Origin of the sequence: Trichocoleus sp. ST-U1 (genome assembly GCF_039961835.1) — a bacterium.
Classification (GTDB): Bacteria; Cyanobacteriota; Cyanobacteriia; order Cyanobacteriales; family FACHB-T130; genus FACHB-T130.
Genome location: NZ_JAMPJZ010000001.1, coordinates 94,565 through 109,709 on the forward strand (window position 1 = coordinate 94,565; position 15,145 = coordinate 109,709).

Consider the following 15,145-nt stretch of genomic DNA (forward strand, 5'->3'; position numbering starts at 1 on the left):
TACGCGAAAGCCAACGTGTTCTTTGTGTCCTTGGGGTTCAATCGACTATTTTTGCCTTCACAAATAATTTCAGATAGCAACAAATACTAATTGGATTTGTTGTGAACAAATTAAAAATTCAGTAAAAATACGATTTAAGGCTAAACTTGCTTGTGCTAGGTATATAAAGAAACTTCCAGTTGCCAAATTATCCCAGCCATCTAGCAAAAAAAGCAATGTTTCAAACCCATAAACAAGATGATGTTATCTCAGGTGCTGCATTTGTTACCGGAGGCGCGGCGGCGGGTGCTGGAGTTTCCGCAGCAGTTGGTGGGATGGGATTAGTCGGAGGATTCGGAGCAGTTGGAATTGGCATGGCACCCGTTACAGCAGCGGGCGCGGTTGCTGGTGCTGCTGCTTATGGAGCATTCAAAGCGGTAGGAGAAGGAGATGCTTTCGCTTTAGGTTCGATGGGAATTGGTGCAGTAGGCGGCGCAGGTTTTTCCTCTGTTTTTGGCGGCATGGGATTAGCTTTCAAGGGAACAGCGGTTGGAATTGGTATGGGTTCTTTTGCGGCAACAGGTGCAGTTTTTGGGCTGGGAGTTTACGGTTTATTGAAGCTGATTGACGGCTCTGGAAGCGGGGAAACCGCATATCAAGCTTTCGAGCGGATGGAAGAGAAAGTATCATGGCAAGAAGCTTATACTAATGCTCTTCTAGAGCTAGAATTAGCAGCGCTAGATAAGAAGCTAGCAGGTGATGTTTTAGAGGAAAAATTTGCCGCTATAGAAATTGAAGACGAGTTGAAGGCGCTAAAAGCAAAAATACCAGCGAAGACTGTTTTAAATCTAAATTATTCTGCACCTTATAAAAATATTTCATCCAAATTTTCTACATTTCACTCAAGTTTAAATCCCTCTGTAACGCCTAAAATTTCTACTCATCAAACACCGTTACCTCAACCGGAATCTTCTCAGCCTAAGATGGCACCAGGATTGACAAAAATTGAGTCTCAGGAACCTCAAGGTTGGAAATGCATACACACCCTAAAAGAGCATTCAGCCTCAGTCAATTCTATTGCCATCAGCTCCGATGATCAGACGATGGCTAGTGGCAGTGATGATAAAATCGTTACCCTGTGGAGCCTGAAGACTGGAAAACAGATTTTTAACTTCTTTGGGCAAGGACAGGAAGTTTCTTCAGTGGCAATTAGCCCAGATGGTCAAACGATTGCCAGTGGCAGTTTTGACCAAAAAATTACTACCTGGAATCTGCCTAAAAAAGAATTTCTCCGCACCTTTTTTTATTTAAACTCCTCTTACAGTCATTCGGGCTTTGTTTACTCAGTTTCCTTCAGCCCTGACGGAAAAATTATTGCGAGTGGAAGCGCTGATAAAACGATTAGGCTTTGGGGTGCCTATACGGGAAAACTAAGAAGCACTCTTAATGGACATTCTGACGCGGTTTTGTTTGTTGCGATTAGTCCTGATAGCCAAATTCTTGCTAGTGGAAGTGCCGATCAAACTATCAGGCTTTGGAATTTGAGCGGTGGACAACAGCATCGCATCCTTATCGGACATTCAGGCTGGGTTACTTCTGTCGCCTTCAGCCCGGATGGAAAGACTCTAGCGAGTGGGAGTGGAGACGCGACAATTAAGTTGTGGAATTTCCAGACTGGAGAATTGCTTCGCACTCTTACAGGACATTCATCTGGGGTTGTTTCTATCGCTATTAACCCTGATGGAAAAACCCTCGCCAGTGGCAGCCGAGACGGTACTATCAAACTTTGGAACCTAGATGGAGAACTGCTGGATACTCTGCCTGGGCGTCATCCTGTTGCTTTCAGTTTCGATGGACAGACGCTGGTGAGTGGCGGTGAGAAGAACACACTGAAAATTTGGCAAAAATGCTTTGGCGTGAGTGAATCTACACTTGACGCAGTGCCATCTGGGGAATGGTGGGAAGTTTTAGGCGTGGAAAGGAACGCTGATGCTGATGATGTTAAGCGTGCTTACCGACGTTTGGGAAGGCAGTACCACCCTGATGTTAATCCTTCTACCAATGCCCAAGCTCAAATGCAGGCAATTAATCAAGCTTATGCCCAGTTTGAGAAACAATGGAGCGATCGCTAACAGCATAAATCCTTTCAGAGATTCGCCCTACGAGTCTTGTCTAATCTCTCACTATTTGACCTTAATCATGAAGGCTGCCATCAGGCATGATGGCTCCACTCAAATTAGCTTCGCTGAGGTCGGCTCCACTCAAATTGGCTCCACTCAAATTGGCTCCACTCAAATTAGCTCCACTCAAATTGGCTCCACTCAAATCTACCCAAACCATATCTGCCTTGCTCAAGTTAGTACCGCTCAAGTTAGCTCCACGCAGATTAACCCCAGGAAGGTTCGCTCTACTCAGGTCTAGCCCTGCCAGCAATACATTCGGGGCAATCAACAATGCTCCTGCTAGTTTTGGATCAAACTCTTCGGGAAACTTAGTTTGTTCGTTGTAGAGCGCTCTACGGAAGTTCGTTCCCTCCAAGTTGGCCTCGCTCAAGTCAGCTTCATAGAGATGGGATGCGCTCAGATTAGCCTCATTCAGATTAGCTCCACTCAGGTCAGCTCCCCGCAGGTCGGCTAAACTCAAGTTAGCTTCACTCAAGTCAGTTCCAATCAAGTCAGCTCCAATCAAGTCGGTTAAACTCAAATTGGCTTTCGTCAAGTCGGTGCCAATCAAGTCGGCTAAACTCAGGTTGGCTGCAATTAAGAAGGCTCCAAACATTTCAGCTCCACTCAAATCGGCTCTACGCAAGTCTGCCTCACACAAGTCGGCTTCCTCCATGTGGGTTGCGGCTAGGGTGCATCGGCTCAGAATCGCTCGACTCAAGGTAGCTTTTTTTAAGTTGGCCCCACTAAAATCCGCCTGACTGAGATTTACCCCACTCAGGTCGGCTCCACTTAGGTCGGCTAGACAAAAATCTCTTTCGCCCTCTACATATTTCCTCAGTAGTTCATCTGCGTCCATCGATTCATACCAATTTGCGGAACAGTTGCATGATTTTCAATCGGGAAAGTCGCTGACTGTCTAAGATTTTCAACCCAAAATCCCAAACCCCAAATCTAAAATTTTAGGACTCCTTCCCGCCTCCAATCAGTAGAGTAACTTTTCCTCATAAAAAAGCCCCCAATTGGGGGCAAGCTTTGTCAAAAAAGCAAAAACAAAGATTCAAATCAGATAGAGGATGGTGAACAAAATAATCCACACAATATCGACGAAGTGCCAATAAATCTCTGCGGCTTCAACGCCAAAGTGGTGTTCGCTGCTGTAGTGACCGGGTTTTAAACTGCGCCACAAAACGGCAATCATCGCCCCTAGTCCCAAAAGAACGTGGAGACCGTGGAAACCAGTCAGAACATAAAACGTGCTGGCAAACAAGTTAGTGCTGAGGCCAAATTCCAAATGGGTATACTCGTAAACCTGACCCCCCAGGAAAATCGCTCCCATCAGGGCAGTTGCGGCAAACCAAGTCCTTAAACCTGCCACATCGTTCTTTTTGATGGCAGTATCCGCATTGTGGATCACGAAACTGCTAGAAATCAGAATCAGTGTGTTGATTCCGGGCAGTAATAGCTCTAACTTTGGCGTTCCTTCCGGGGGCCAACTGGGTGCCACAGCGCGAAAGGCGAGATAGGCGGTAAATAAGCCGACAAAGATCATGCCTTCCGCAATCAGAAACACAATCAGCCCCTGGATGCGGAAATCATGATGTTCTACGCCGTGGGCTTCCACAGTCGCTTCTGAGTTGTGGTGATAGTTGAGGGCAGTTTTCGCTGGGTCAATCGTTGAACCTTGCATGAATCTCCTCTAGAAAGAGTTGGATACGTAATGGGTAGTGGAGAATCGGTAATGGGTCATCGTTTCCCGATTACCGATTACCATTACCGATTGTGACTTTCTCCTTGGCGGTCATCGGGATTCACCGCCACTGCGGGATCGGGATCGGCACGGAGAGCCGAGTCAGGGCCAGCAGCCAAGACTGGATTTCGAGGCTCGTCAAAGGGCACCTCTACTTGAGTGCGGCGATCGCCCATCCCATAGTCATATGGCCCGGTGGCTAACACTGGGTCTTTTTCAAAGTTTTCCGGTGGCGGGGGCGAGGTTGTCATCCACTCTAGGGTCAGTCCTTGCCAGGGGTTATCAGGTGCCTTGGGACCCGCTATCCAACTCCAGCAGGCATTAACAATGAAAGGAATGGTGGAGACGGCGAGGATGTATGCCCCAATCGTGCAGATCACGTTGAGAGTGGTAAATTTCGGGTCATACGAAGCAATCCGTCGGTTCATCCCTTCTAGACCTAGCTTGTGCATCGGCAGGAATGCCATATTGAAGCCAACCAACATCAGGACAAAGTGAACTTTGCCCCAAGTTTCGTTCAGCATCCGCCCCGTCATCTTGGGGAACCAGTGATAGAATCCGGCATAAATGCCGAAAACACTGCCGCCAAAGAGGACGTAGTGCAGGTGAGCCACGACAAAGTAGGTGTCGTGAACGTGGATATCAAAGGGCACAGCTGCCACCATGACGCCACTGATGCCGCCGATGACAAACATGGAGATAAAGCCCATTGCGAACAGCATGGCGCTGTTCAGGCGCAGTTTGCCGCCCCAAATGGTTGCCAACCAGCTAAATACTTTGATCCCGGTAGGGACAGCAATCACCATTGTGGTGATCATGAAAAACATCCGCAACCAGGCAGGGGTGCCGCTGGTAAACATGTGGTGCGCCCAGACGATTAGCCCCAAAAAGCTGATTGCCAGACTGGAATAAGCGATCGCTTTATAACCAAAAATCGGCTTGCGGGCGTGAACCGGCAAAATTTCTGAGATCATCCCGAAGAAGGGGAGGATCATGATGTAAACCGCCGGGTGGGAGTAAAACCAGAATAGGTGTTGATACACGATGGGATCGCCCCCCCCGGTCGGGTTAAAGAAGGACGTACCCACCAGCAGGTCAAAGGATAATAGAATCAGTGCCCCTGCTAAAACTGGCGTAGCGATGAGAGCCAATGCAGAAGTGGCGAGCATTGCCCAGCAGAACAAGGGCATTTGATTCCACCCCATCCCTGGCGTCCGCATCTTCCAGATGGTGACGAGAAAGTTGATTGCTGCCAGGATGGAAGAGGTTCCCAGGATCAGGACGCTGAGAATCCAAATCGCTTCACCGGGTTTGCCACTAACAACGCTCAAGGGGGGATAAGAAGTCCAACCCGCACCGGGTGCCCCGACCAAGAAACTGCTCAACAGCAGCAACCCAGCGGGTGGGATGATCCAGAAAGCGATCGCATTCAGTCTCGGAAACGCCATATCCCTTGCTCCAATCAGCAAGGGCACCAGGTAATTCCCAAAGCCGCCGGTTCCCGCAGGCACGATCCACAAGAAGATCATCACCGTCGCGTGAACCGTAAATAAGCTGTTGTAAACATCTGGGGCGACAAAATCGGACTCTGGGGTTGCCAGTTCCGTGCGAACGGCTGTTGCCAGGACTCCACCAATCAAATAAAAGATAAACGTCGTGACCAGGTATTGAATCCCAATCACTTTGTGGTCGGTACTAAAGCTAAAGTATTCTCGCCAATGCGTTACCTTCGGTTGTTCACCGTGGGCTGGTAGATTTGCTTTTTCTTGAAGCTCTACTTGTGTCATCTCAAATTCAGAAGTTAAGGGGGGTCAGAAGAGTTTTGAGTTTTGAATTTTGAGTTTTGAATTAAATAAAAGATTTTTACGAGAACTTTTTTAACTCACAACTCAACACTCAACACTCATCACTCTCTTACTCAGTGGTGGTGGAGAGGGTGTAGAGTTTCGGCATCGATCCCCATTTCACTGGCGTAGGGAGCCAAAAACTCAGCATCTGAGCGTTCTGCGGGGTTTACTGCCACCGCCCGATCGAGAGCCTCCGAACTGGCAACTTCTTGCTGCTCGGCAAGCCAATTCTGGAAATCTTCGGGGGTCTGAACAATGACCGTTGTCTTCATGACTCCATGATAAGCACCACAGAGTTCCGCACAAATGAGTGGATACTCACCGAGTCTGTTGGGTGTAAACCGCAGCTCAGTTTGGCGTCCTGGAACCGCATCCTGCTTGAGGCGAAACTCAGGCACCCAAAAAGCGTGTATAACATCATTTGCCGAGATGTTCAATTTCACTTCCCGTCCAAGCGGAAGATGCAATTCGCCCGCTGTCACATCGGTTCCGGGGTAGCTAAAAAGCCAAGCAAACTGTAGACCCGTAACATTCACATAAAATTCTGGATCTTGACCTTGCTTGTCAGGTGTGGGACCAATGCGACCGGAAGTTACGCCTACATCGGCTGAATCCCGCAGTTGAGGAAGCTCCTTGCGGACTTTTGCCGTAGCGGGGTCTTCTAAGACTTTATCTTGCAGCTGCTGATTGCGATTTTCAGTGTCCGTGGCGTTTTCAGCCTCTGTTAAGGTAGCTGCAATCGCCGCTCCAGGCATTTTGGCAACCTGCTGATGACTCGGAGCGTGAGCAACCGAATGATCCATCGGATTCAGTCCGCCGATTTGACCATAAACCTCAAAACTGTAGATCGAGATTCCCAGGACGATCACCGCTGGAATCGCCGTCCACAAAATTTCTAAGGGAACGTTGCCATGCACGGGTGGCCCGTCCGTATCATCGCCAGGACGTTGCCGAAATCTAATTGCCGCAATGATAATTATTCCCTGAACCAGCAGGAACAGACCTGTGGAAATGGTCATCATCGCGTTAAACAGCCTGTCGATTAGGGTTGCTTCCTCAGAGGCTGCTATCGGCAAAAGACCGTGGTTTTGACCGTACCACAGGCTGACAAGGGTCAGCACAATGCCAACCAGTAAAGTTAATATCGAGCTTGGGATTTTCACGGGCTTTGTCTTGGATTTGGTGCAATTCTAAACAAAACAGTGTGGGCTGATGCCCAGACCGATTTGGTCTATCTAGACTGCCTCGAAGTGAAGCTGCCTTTGTGTTCGATCTTAGGAAATCAGTAAGAGCCTCATTAACCACGGTAAGGCAGAGATCCCATAAAGGTGAGCCAATCTGAGTTATCTTTTGGAATTTTTTTGGGATCGCCGCCATTTTCAGGAAAGGTACCAGCAGACAAAGCCATTTCCGCTAGGATGAATCCTGGGAGGCGTCTCCCGCCCTGTCAGGGATTCGGGATTTAGAGCTAGAAGATTGCTTCTGGATTCTAGCGGTTTTCTCTTTGAATACCAGTATTCTTTTTTACAATGAAATACTTGATTTAGAAGAAATCTAAAAATTTTAGCCGCAGAGGTTATTGCATTGCCCTAATTCGCCTCAATTTCCGCCAAATCTCGGCAATTGGAAGAAATTCCTAAAGCGGTGGCTGATGATGCAACGGGGTCATTAGAGTGGTAGCTAGAGCCGGTCATCTTCCTCCATTCAGATGCTAGGTTGGAATTGAGCGGATACTCTGATTTGATTGGTGAAAAATTAGCTTTTTGAACGCTATGACAGAATCCGTCCTTCATCAGGATGTTCGCACTCCGGAGGATTCCCACCCAAGGGACAAGATCCGTCGCTTGGTGTTTCGGCTGGGCGTCGCTACGCTGGTTTTGATGGCGATTGGGAGTGCCACAAGAGTGATGAATGCTGGGCTGGCGTGCCCGGATTGGCCTCTATGCTACGGTCAACTGGTGCCTTCTTCGCAGATGAATCTTCAGGTGTTTCTGGAGTGGTTTCACAGGTTGGACGCGGCAGCAATCGGCTTCGGCGCGATCGCGCTAGCAGTTCTTTCCTGGTGGCATCAGCGATCGCTCCCCAAATGGCTGCCTTGGGCGTCCACCTTCGCACTCTTTTTAGTCGTATTTCAGGGCGTCTTGGGAGGGCTGACCGTAACGCACTTGCTGCGTTTTGATATTGTCACTGCTCACCTGGGAACCGCACTGTTGTTTTTCATCACCCTCCTGATAATTGGCGCGGCACTGTTGCCTTATCAAGGCACGGGCACGGTTGGAAAATTGCCGTGGGTGAGTTTAACGGCTGCAATTTTGGTCTATCTACAAAGCCTCCTAGGTGGATTAGTGGGTTCTCGCTGGGCGCTCCATCAGTGCTTTGGGGCGCAAGAGTTGTGTACGGTGATGAATAGCCACATTGCGGGTGTCGTTCCCCCAACTTTAGCGATCGTCGCTGTCGTGCTTTTGGCATGGCGCACACCCGCACTGCACCCGATGCTGCGCCGTCTGGCTAATCTGGGTGGTGGTTTACTGGTGTTACAAGTGATTCTCGGTGTGGCGACCTTCCGCTTGCACCTTCAAGTAGAACCACTGACCGTCGCTCACCAGGCAGTCGGAGCCGCCTTACTCGGAACGCTTGTTGCTTTTACTGTTTTGGCGTTGCGCGATCGCGCCAGTGTCATTCCCAACCCTTCCGTATAGCTCTTCATCAATCCGCACCCCTCAGGGTGGGACTCCACAAACAAAGCCTGCGCTCGTTTACCCTTGAGCGATCGCGTTGCGGCAGGCTAGGTCACTTAGGAAAAAAATAAATAATGCAGGAAATGATAGTTGGAACCGATGTCTCCCGCAGACACCAAAACTTCCTAGAGGTCATTCAAAGTTACTACCAGCTGACAAAACCCCGAATTATCCCCTTGCTGCTAATCACAACAGCGGCGAGTATGTGGATGGCATCAGATGGACAGGTAGACCCGCTGTTGTTATTGGTGACGATGGCAGGCGGAACTCTCGCTGCTGCATCTGCTCAAACCCTCAACTGCATCTACGATCGCGATATCGATTATGCAATGGAACGCACCCGCCACCGCCCGATTCCTTCCGGTCGGGTGCAGTCCCGCGATGCGCTAATTTTTGCAATTGTCCTGGCTTGTCTTTCTTTCACCTTGCTGACAGTTTTCGCTAACCTGCTGTCCGCCCTCTTAGCAATCTCAGGTGTTGTCTTCTACATGGGCATCTACACCCACTTGCTAAAACGCCACACCACGCAAAACATCGTGATTGGCGGTGCAGCCGGAGCGATTCCGGCTCTTGTGGGTTGGGCAGCTGTTACCGGCACCTTAAGCTGGGCAGCTTGGCTGCTTTTTGCGATTGTGTTTGTGTGGACGCCTCCCCATTTCTGGGCGTTAGCTTTAATGATTCGAGATGACTACGCCAAAGTCGGCATTCCGATGCTGCCAGTGGTTAAAGGTGAAGTGGTCACGACTCGGCAAATTTGGCTTTACACCCTGATTATGGTGCCGATGACGTTGCTGCTGGTTTATCCTTTGGGCGCGTCTAGTATTGTTTATGGCATTATTGCCTCAATCCTGGGGAGTCTCTTTATTAAGAAAGCGTGGCAGCTATTGCAGTCACCTGGAGATAAACAGGTCGCGCGATCGCTGTTTAAATACTCCATCCTCTACATGATGCTTCTCTGCACCGGCATTGTCGTCGATAGTTTACCAGTAACGCATCAATTCACTGCATTTGTTGCTGAACATCTAGAGACATTCATCAGCGCGATCGCAATTTTGCAATGATCCCGCGATTAGAAATCGCGACTAAACAAAAAAACCCGCCAAGGCGGGTTTTTGCGTTGAAAGCGATCGCGCTTTCTCTATCTCAACTATAGGGAAGGGCGCGATCGCTTATACGGATACTTATCTGGCGCTGTTCGTCCTGGGATGGTACGGGCTTTTCGCCTTTCAATAGGTGAATTCAGTACGGTGGGAGTATAAATCCTGATGAGGGATTGAAATACAATAGAAACAAAGAGTGTTTAGATTTGTTAATTTGGGACATCTATGGCTCCCGCTGTTTTAATCGAAAAGCTTCAGAAACGCTACGGCTCAGTAGAAGCCGTTAAAAATGTTTCCTTTCAGGTAGAACCTGGTGAAATTTTTGGTCTATTGGGGCCGAATGGTGCCGGGAAAACGACAACTCTGCGGGTCTTGTGTACCCTGACAAAACCCGATGCTGGCAAAATTGAAGTTTCTGGCATCTCCGTTGTAGATAGCCCCAGAGGGGCACGGCAACGCTTGGGCTATGTAGCTCAGGAGGTCGCCTTAGATAAGGTGCTGACGGGGCGGGAACTCCTGCAACTACAAGCCGCGCTGTATCACCTCCCCGGTGCTGTGGCGAAACAGAGAATTGAGGCGGTGCTGAGCGTCTTGGGATTGCAAGAATACGCTGATAAAAAAACTGGCACCTACTCTGGCGGTTTACGCAAGCGCCTCGACTTAGCCGCTGGGTTGCTGCATCAGCCAGATGTCTTAGTTCTGGATGAACCAACCGTAGGGCTAGATATTGAAAGCCGTGTAGTCGTGTGGGATTTCTTGCGCCAGTTGCGAGCATCCGGGACAACGGTGCTGATTACCAGCCACTATTTAGAAGAAATTGATGCTTTAGCCGACCGAGTGGCGATTATCGACCGAGGGGTGGTAATTGCCTCTGGGACGCCTTCTGAGTTGAAGGATCGGGTGGGAGGCGATCGCATCACCCTGCGTATCCGCGAATTTTCTCCCATTGAAGAAGCAGAGAAAGCGAAAAATATGCTGCAATCTCTGCCCTTTGTGCAAGAAGCAATCATCAATAACGCTCAGGGGAATTCTCTCAATTTAGTAGTCACGCCCCAAAGCGACGCGCTGATGACAATACAGCAATCTCTCCAAACCGCTAATTTACCGATTTTTGGCATTGCCCAAGCTAGACCTAGTTTAGATGATGTTTACCTCGCCGCTACGGGGAGAACCCTGATGGATGCAGAACTTGCAGCAGCGGGTAGCCGCGATCCGAAGGCAGAGAAAAAGCAGAATATGCGGTAGAGCCAGCTTTTACACCACCAAGCTACCAAAATCCTACATTCAACATCCGAAATTGATATGAGCAGTACGATAACTCCTCCTAAACCTGATATCCGGTTGCAGCCAGAGGCAGCGGGTAAATCTAATGCCGGTGCTGCATCCAGCCTCGTCAGTGACTTTATTCAAGAAACTCTGGCTTTAACGAAGCGCTTATTCATTCAATTGCAACGGCGTCCCTCGACTCTTGTGGCGGGAATCATCCAGCCTTTAATGTGGTTGGTTCTATTCGGGGCGCTATTTCAAAATGCTCCTCAAGGCATTTTTGGCAATGACTTGAGCTACGGACAATTTCTCGGTGCCGGGGTGATTGTTTTTACCGCCTTTGCCGGGGCACTGAATGCTGGATTGCCGGTGATGTTTGACCGGGAATTTGGCTTTCTCAACCGCTTATTAGTCGCTCCTCTGGCATCCCGATTTTCGATTGTTGCTGCCTCAGCTATCTATATAGTCACGTTGAGCTTAATCCAAGCGGCAGTGATTGTTGCAGCCAGCGCTTTTCTGGGAGCCGGTTTACCTAATCTTTTAGGCTTGGGCGCGATCGCGTTGATTGTTCTGTTGCTGGTTCTGGGTGTCACCGCTTTGAGTTTGGGTTTAGCTTTCGCTTTGCCCGGTCACGTCGAGCTGATTGCTGTAATTTTTGTTACTAACCTGCCTTTACTGTTTGCCAGTACAGCCCTCGCCCCTCTATCCTTCATGCCCAATTGGTTGCAGGTTGTTGCAACTCTCAATCCCCTCAGCTATGCGATTGAGCCAATTCGTTATCTGTATCTCCACAGTGATTGGGCACTCAGTAGCGTGGTAATGCAAGCTCCTTGGGGCACTGTAACTTTTGGCACTGCCATATTGGTGCTTCTCGGTTTTGATGCAGTAATATTATTAACAATTCAACCCCTGCTGCGTCGTCGGTTTGCTTAAGAATCGTCTTGAGTAATGAGTACCAAGTCTTGAGTGAGTTTTGAGTTATAAAGTTGAACATAGAGATCAATTTTTTCGTCTTTATTCAAAACTCAAAACTCACAACTTTCGTAGCGTGTTTCGCCCCAAATTGTCATGAATAAAAAAACTAAACTGGTTCTCGGTGTTCTGGCTGGCATGGGATTCGCCTCCTGCTTGCTGCCTCAATTGACTCTGGCTCAATCAACCCTGTCGCAACCAGGAGCGGTCAGTCCCGCAGACACTTTCCAAGAGCAAAATACAGACCCATTTTCTCGGACGAATAACGGCGGTGCGTCTGGTGTCTTTGACTTGATGCATCGAGCCACCTTGGGCAACATTCGCAGTATGGACGAGTTTAATACCGACCAGAAGAATAATCTGAATACTGCCGCCGATCAGTTCCGACGTCAACAACTACAACTTCTTGGTACTCCCAATCAGGCAGCACCTGTAGCACCTGTCACTCCAGTAAACTCAGTAACACCCGCCTCTTCGACGCCATAACTAATCAGTATTCAAATAGTCCTGTGATTGAGAAGCCCGATTTCCTTAAGGAAACCGGGCTTCTCGGATTATTTCTAGAGACTAAAGTCGTCGGCTCAAGAAGCCAGTGCCGCTAAGATATCCTGAGCATGACTACCCGTGTTGACGCTGGAATCAACGTGAACGATCTTGCCAGTGCCATCAATCACGTAAGTTACGCGCTGGGCATAACCGCTACTTCCTTCAACGTCATAAGCTTTGATAATGCTGCCATCGACATCTGCCAGTAGGGGAAAAGGCAAATTGAACTTCTCGGTGAATTTCTGGTGAGACGCTTCATCATCCTTGCTAACGCCCAAGACTACAATATCTTTGCCTTGATAGTCTGCATAGGCATCTCGAAAGCTACAAGCTTGTTTGGTACAGCCGGGTGTATCATCTTTGGGATAAAAATACAAAATCACAGTTTTTCCTGCCAAATCAGACAACGAGACAGTGTTCCCATTGGTATCTTTGGCGGTGAAAGTGGGTGCCGTTGTACCGACTGCTAGAGCCATAAATTCTATTTCCTGCTCAGTTATGATTGTTTGGTGAAAATCAAATTTTACAATATTTTAAAATTCCGCTTGGGCTAAGCTAAGGTGGATGACGGCAGTCAGTCTCCTAACGAGACGCGCCGGAGAGCGTCTACAGCTAAAACCATAAAGCTTGTGGGTGCGATCGCTAAAAGTCGGTTAATAAATAATCGATATTGACTAGATGGCAATTTTTAATCCTCTGCTGTTTCCTGACATTAGATGAAGAGATGAATTCTGTTGAGGCAAAAAACTCCCAGTCGATTCAATATTCCCCTGGCAGTGTATCCCGTGCCGAACGGGCGATGCGCTGTTCGCCCTTCCTCCTGCCTTTGTTTGCGGCGATGCGCTCAACCAGCGTTCCCCTGCAAGCGATCGCGGGTGCTTCAGGCGTCCAACACCAGTACACCCGCCATCCTGTGCGGGAACTAGGCGCAGAAAGTTCCCTGTTGTGGCTGATTCAGGTAGGCATTCTGCGGCGAGAGGTGGATGGTCAAGGAATCACCGATAGTTTTCGCCTCACGCCTTTGGGACGCCAATTGGTTGAAAAATGGGAACTTCAGGGTGGTTCGTGGCCTACCCCCTCTCTTAGCGATCGCTTTTATAATGCCTTAAATCGTTGGTTCCGGTTGTTTTGAGGACTGAGGACTGAGGACTGAGGACTGAGGACTGAGGACTGAGTAAGAATTTTTCCCTGCCCCTCTGTTTTGTGCCTTTCGCGTGCTTGCCTGCTTGCCTGCTTGCCTGCTCTTCCCTATAACCCCAAACTATTAAAATGAAAGCGATTATGGTCGTGGGAACCACATCCCACGCAGGAAAATCTCTACTAACCGCAGCACTTTGCCGGATTCTATCTCGGCGCGGCTGGCGAGTGGCTCCCTTTAAAGCGCAGAATATGGCGCTGAATGCTTACGTAACGCCCACTGGAGGAGAGATTGGTTATGCCCAGGCAGTGCAAGCTTGGGCTGCGGGAGTCACGCCCTGGGTGGAGATGAACCCAATTTTACTTAAGCCCCAAGGGGACATGACTTCCCAGGTGATTATCAAGGGCAGATCCGTCGGGCAAGTGGGTGCTGCGGAGTACTACGAGCAGTATTTTGATATAGGTTGGCAGGCAATTGAAGAATCGCTGCAACGTCTTTCCGAAGAATTTGACTTACTGGTCTGTGAGGGAGCGGGTAGCCCAGCGGAGATTAACCTTAAGCACCGCGACATGGCGAATATGCGGGTAGCGAAGCATTTAAATGCCTCAACCTTGCTGGTCGTGGATATCGACCGGGGGGGCGCTTTTGCCCATGTAGTGGGTACTCTGGAGTTGCTGGAGAAGGAAGAACGGGCGCTGATTAAGGGGATTGTCATTAATAAATTCCGAGGACAGCGATCGCTCTTAGACTCCGGCATCACCTGGCTAGAAGAACGCACCGGCATTCCCGTTGCAGGTGTCATTCCCTGGATCGATCAAGCTTTGCCCGCCGAAGATTCCCTAGATTTGTTTGAGCGTCGCACGACCAAATCTCACAGCGATCTCACCATTGCCATCATCCGCCTTCCCCGGATTTCTAACTTCACCGATTTTGACCCCCTAGAAGCAGAATCCAGCGTTACGGTGAAATACATTAGCCCCAGAGAACCCTTGGGACATCCGGATGCCGTGATTATTCCAGGTTCCAAAACCACCATCGCTGACTTGATGCTGCTGCAAAAAACCGGCATGGCGCAGGCAATTCAAAATTACGCGGCAGCAGGCGGGACTATTCTGGGAATCTGCGGCGGTTTCCAGATGCTAGGCAAATTTTTAGCCGATCCTGAAGGAATTGAAGGTGAAACCGGACGTTACAAAGGTCTGGAACTGTTACCCGTAAAAACCGTAATTACCGCCCAAAAAATTGCCCGCCAACGACTCGTAACGTCTAACTATCCTCAAACTGGTTTACCCGTCGCCGGTTATGAAATCCATCAAGGGCGCACGCGGCTGTTGGATTCAGAGGAAGGAATGGGGGCATCCGGACACGCACCCAAGCAATACTCCTACAAAACCCTATTTGACGATCCGAGTTTAGGGATTGTCGATGCTACTCAATCAGTTGTGGGCACTTATCTCCACGGTCTTTTTGATAATGGCCCTTGGCGAAGAGCCTGGTTAAATCACCTACGGCAGCAACGGGGACTTCCATCTCTCCCCACAGGCGTCGCCAACTACCGCGAACACCGAGAAACCATTCTGGATTCGCTGGCAGATACGGTGGAAGCTCACCTAGATTTAAACCCTATTTTGTCTTAAAGCATGGGTA

The 15,145-nt window shown here is 49.2% G+C and carries 13 protein-coding genes; 8 read left to right on the forward strand and 5 right to left on the reverse strand.

Annotated elements, in window-relative coordinates; all coding sequences use genetic code 11:
- Window positions 1-215: 215 nt before the first annotated feature.
- A complete protein-coding gene (locus NDA06_RS00425; RefSeq protein WP_190986342.1) occupies window positions 216-2,111 on the forward strand; it encodes a DnaJ domain-containing protein in 1,896 nt (631 codons plus the stop codon).
- A 61-nt stretch (window positions 2,112-2,172) separates the two neighbouring features.
- Here NDA06_RS00425 and NDA06_RS00430 read toward each other — a convergent pair whose 3' ends face one another.
- From NDA06_RS00430 to NDA06_RS00445, 4 genes are all read right to left on the reverse strand, one after another.
- On the reverse strand, window positions 2,173-3,000 hold the full coding sequence (locus NDA06_RS00430; protein WP_190410979.1) for a pentapeptide repeat-containing protein: 828 nt from the start codon (window positions 2,998-3,000) through the stop codon (window positions 2,173-2,175).
- Window positions 3,001-3,201: 201 nt separating this feature from the next.
- The gene (locus NDA06_RS00435) at window positions 3,202-3,831 is read right to left on the reverse strand and encodes a heme-copper oxidase subunit III (protein WP_190410978.1); all 630 of its coding nucleotides are present in this window, start codon (window positions 3,829-3,831) and stop codon (window positions 3,202-3,204) included.
- Between the two features lie 83 nt (window positions 3,832-3,914).
- Complete coding sequence (ctaD, locus tag NDA06_RS00440) at window positions 3,915-5,678, reverse strand: cytochrome c oxidase subunit I (RefSeq protein ID WP_190410977.1); 1,764 nt, start codon at window positions 5,676-5,678, stop codon at window positions 3,915-3,917.
- A gap of 131 nt (window positions 5,679-5,809) precedes the next feature.
- Window positions 5,810-6,901: a cytochrome c oxidase subunit II gene (locus NDA06_RS00445; RefSeq protein WP_190430223.1), complete on the reverse strand. Its 1,092-nt coding sequence runs from the start codon at window positions 6,899-6,901 to the stop codon at window positions 5,810-5,812.
- A 609-nt stretch (window positions 6,902-7,510) separates the two neighbouring features.
- Here NDA06_RS00445 and NDA06_RS00450 point away from each other — a divergent pair.
- The 5 genes from NDA06_RS00450 to NDA06_RS00470 all read left to right on the forward strand — a co-directional run bounded on the left by NDA06_RS00450 (window position 7,511) and on the right by NDA06_RS00470 (window position 12,300).
- Entirely contained in the window at window positions 7,511-8,437 is a 927-nt protein-coding gene (locus tag NDA06_RS00450; RefSeq protein WP_190684006.1) for a heme A synthase, read from the forward strand.
- Between the two features lie 113 nt (window positions 8,438-8,550).
- Window positions 8,551-9,537, forward strand: a complete 987-nt coding sequence (locus NDA06_RS00455) for a heme o synthase (protein ID WP_190986343.1) — start codon at window positions 8,551-8,553, stop codon at window positions 9,535-9,537.
- A 264-nt stretch (window positions 9,538-9,801) separates the two neighbouring features.
- Window positions 9,802-10,821, forward strand: a complete 1,020-nt coding sequence (locus tag NDA06_RS00460; RefSeq protein WP_190986344.1) for an ABC transporter ATP-binding protein — start codon at window positions 9,802-9,804, stop codon at window positions 10,819-10,821.
- A gap of 57 nt (window positions 10,822-10,878) precedes the next feature.
- The gene (locus NDA06_RS00465; protein ID WP_190410970.1) at window positions 10,879-11,775 is read left to right on the forward strand and encodes an ABC transporter permease; all 897 of its coding nucleotides are present in this window, start codon (window positions 10,879-10,881) and stop codon (window positions 11,773-11,775) included.
- Window positions 11,776-11,910: 135 nt separating this feature from the next.
- The gene (locus NDA06_RS00470; RefSeq protein WP_190410969.1) at window positions 11,911-12,300 is read left to right on the forward strand and encodes a hypothetical protein; all 390 of its coding nucleotides are present in this window, start codon (window positions 11,911-11,913) and stop codon (window positions 12,298-12,300) included.
- A gap of 95 nt (window positions 12,301-12,395) precedes the next feature.
- On the opposite strand, the gene NDA06_RS00475 is transcribed toward NDA06_RS00470, so the two are convergent.
- Window positions 12,396-12,836, reverse strand: a complete 441-nt coding sequence (locus NDA06_RS00475; RefSeq protein WP_190410968.1) for a peroxiredoxin — start codon at window positions 12,834-12,836, stop codon at window positions 12,396-12,398.
- A gap of 248 nt (window positions 12,837-13,084) precedes the next feature.
- Between NDA06_RS00475 and NDA06_RS00480 the strand changes: the two genes are divergently transcribed.
- Both NDA06_RS00480 and cobQ read left to right on the forward strand, forming a co-directional pair.
- Entirely contained in the window at window positions 13,085-13,492 is a 408-nt protein-coding gene (locus tag NDA06_RS00480; protein ID WP_190986345.1) for an Npun_F0494 family protein, read from the forward strand.
- Between the two features lie 137 nt (window positions 13,493-13,629).
- Window positions 13,630-15,135: a cobyric acid synthase CobQ gene (cobQ, locus tag NDA06_RS00485; RefSeq protein ID WP_348251665.1), complete on the forward strand. Its 1,506-nt coding sequence runs from the start codon at window positions 13,630-13,632 to the stop codon at window positions 15,133-15,135.
- The last annotated feature ends 10 nt before the right edge of the window (window positions 15,136-15,145 follow it).

Coding starts and splice junctions, on each gene's coding strand:
- NDA06_RS00425 (WP_190986342.1), top strand. CDS start 216: ATGTTTCAAACCCATAAACAAGATGATGTTATCTCAGGTGCTGCATTT.
- NDA06_RS00430 (WP_190410979.1), bottom strand. CDS start 3,000: ATGGACGCAGATGAACTACTGAGGAAATATGTAGAGGGCGAAAGAGAT.
- NDA06_RS00435 (WP_190410978.1), bottom strand. CDS start 3,831: ATGCAAGGTTCAACGATTGACCCAGCGAAAACTGCCCTCAACTATCAC.
- ctaD (WP_190410977.1), bottom strand. CDS start 5,678: ATGACACAAGTAGAGCTTCAAGAAAAAGCAAATCTACCAGCCCACGGT.
- NDA06_RS00450 (WP_190684006.1), top strand. CDS start 7,511: ATGACAGAATCCGTCCTTCATCAGGATGTTCGCACTCCGGAGGATTCC.
- NDA06_RS00455 (WP_190986343.1), top strand. CDS start 8,551: ATGCAGGAAATGATAGTTGGAACCGATGTCTCCCGCAGACACCAAAAC.
- NDA06_RS00460 (WP_190986344.1), top strand. CDS start 9,802: ATGGCTCCCGCTGTTTTAATCGAAAAGCTTCAGAAACGCTACGGCTCA.
- NDA06_RS00465 (WP_190410970.1), top strand. CDS start 10,879: ATGAGCAGTACGATAACTCCTCCTAAACCTGATATCCGGTTGCAGCCA.
- NDA06_RS00470 (WP_190410969.1), top strand. CDS start 11,911: ATGAATAAAAAAACTAAACTGGTTCTCGGTGTTCTGGCTGGCATGGGA.
- NDA06_RS00475 (WP_190410968.1), bottom strand. CDS start 12,836: ATGGCTCTAGCAGTCGGTACAACGGCACCCACTTTCACCGCCAAAGAT.
- NDA06_RS00480 (WP_190986345.1), top strand. CDS start 13,085: ATGAATTCTGTTGAGGCAAAAAACTCCCAGTCGATTCAATATTCCCCT.
- cobQ (WP_348251665.1), top strand. CDS start 13,630: ATGAAAGCGATTATGGTCGTGGGAACCACATCCCACGCAGGAAAATCT.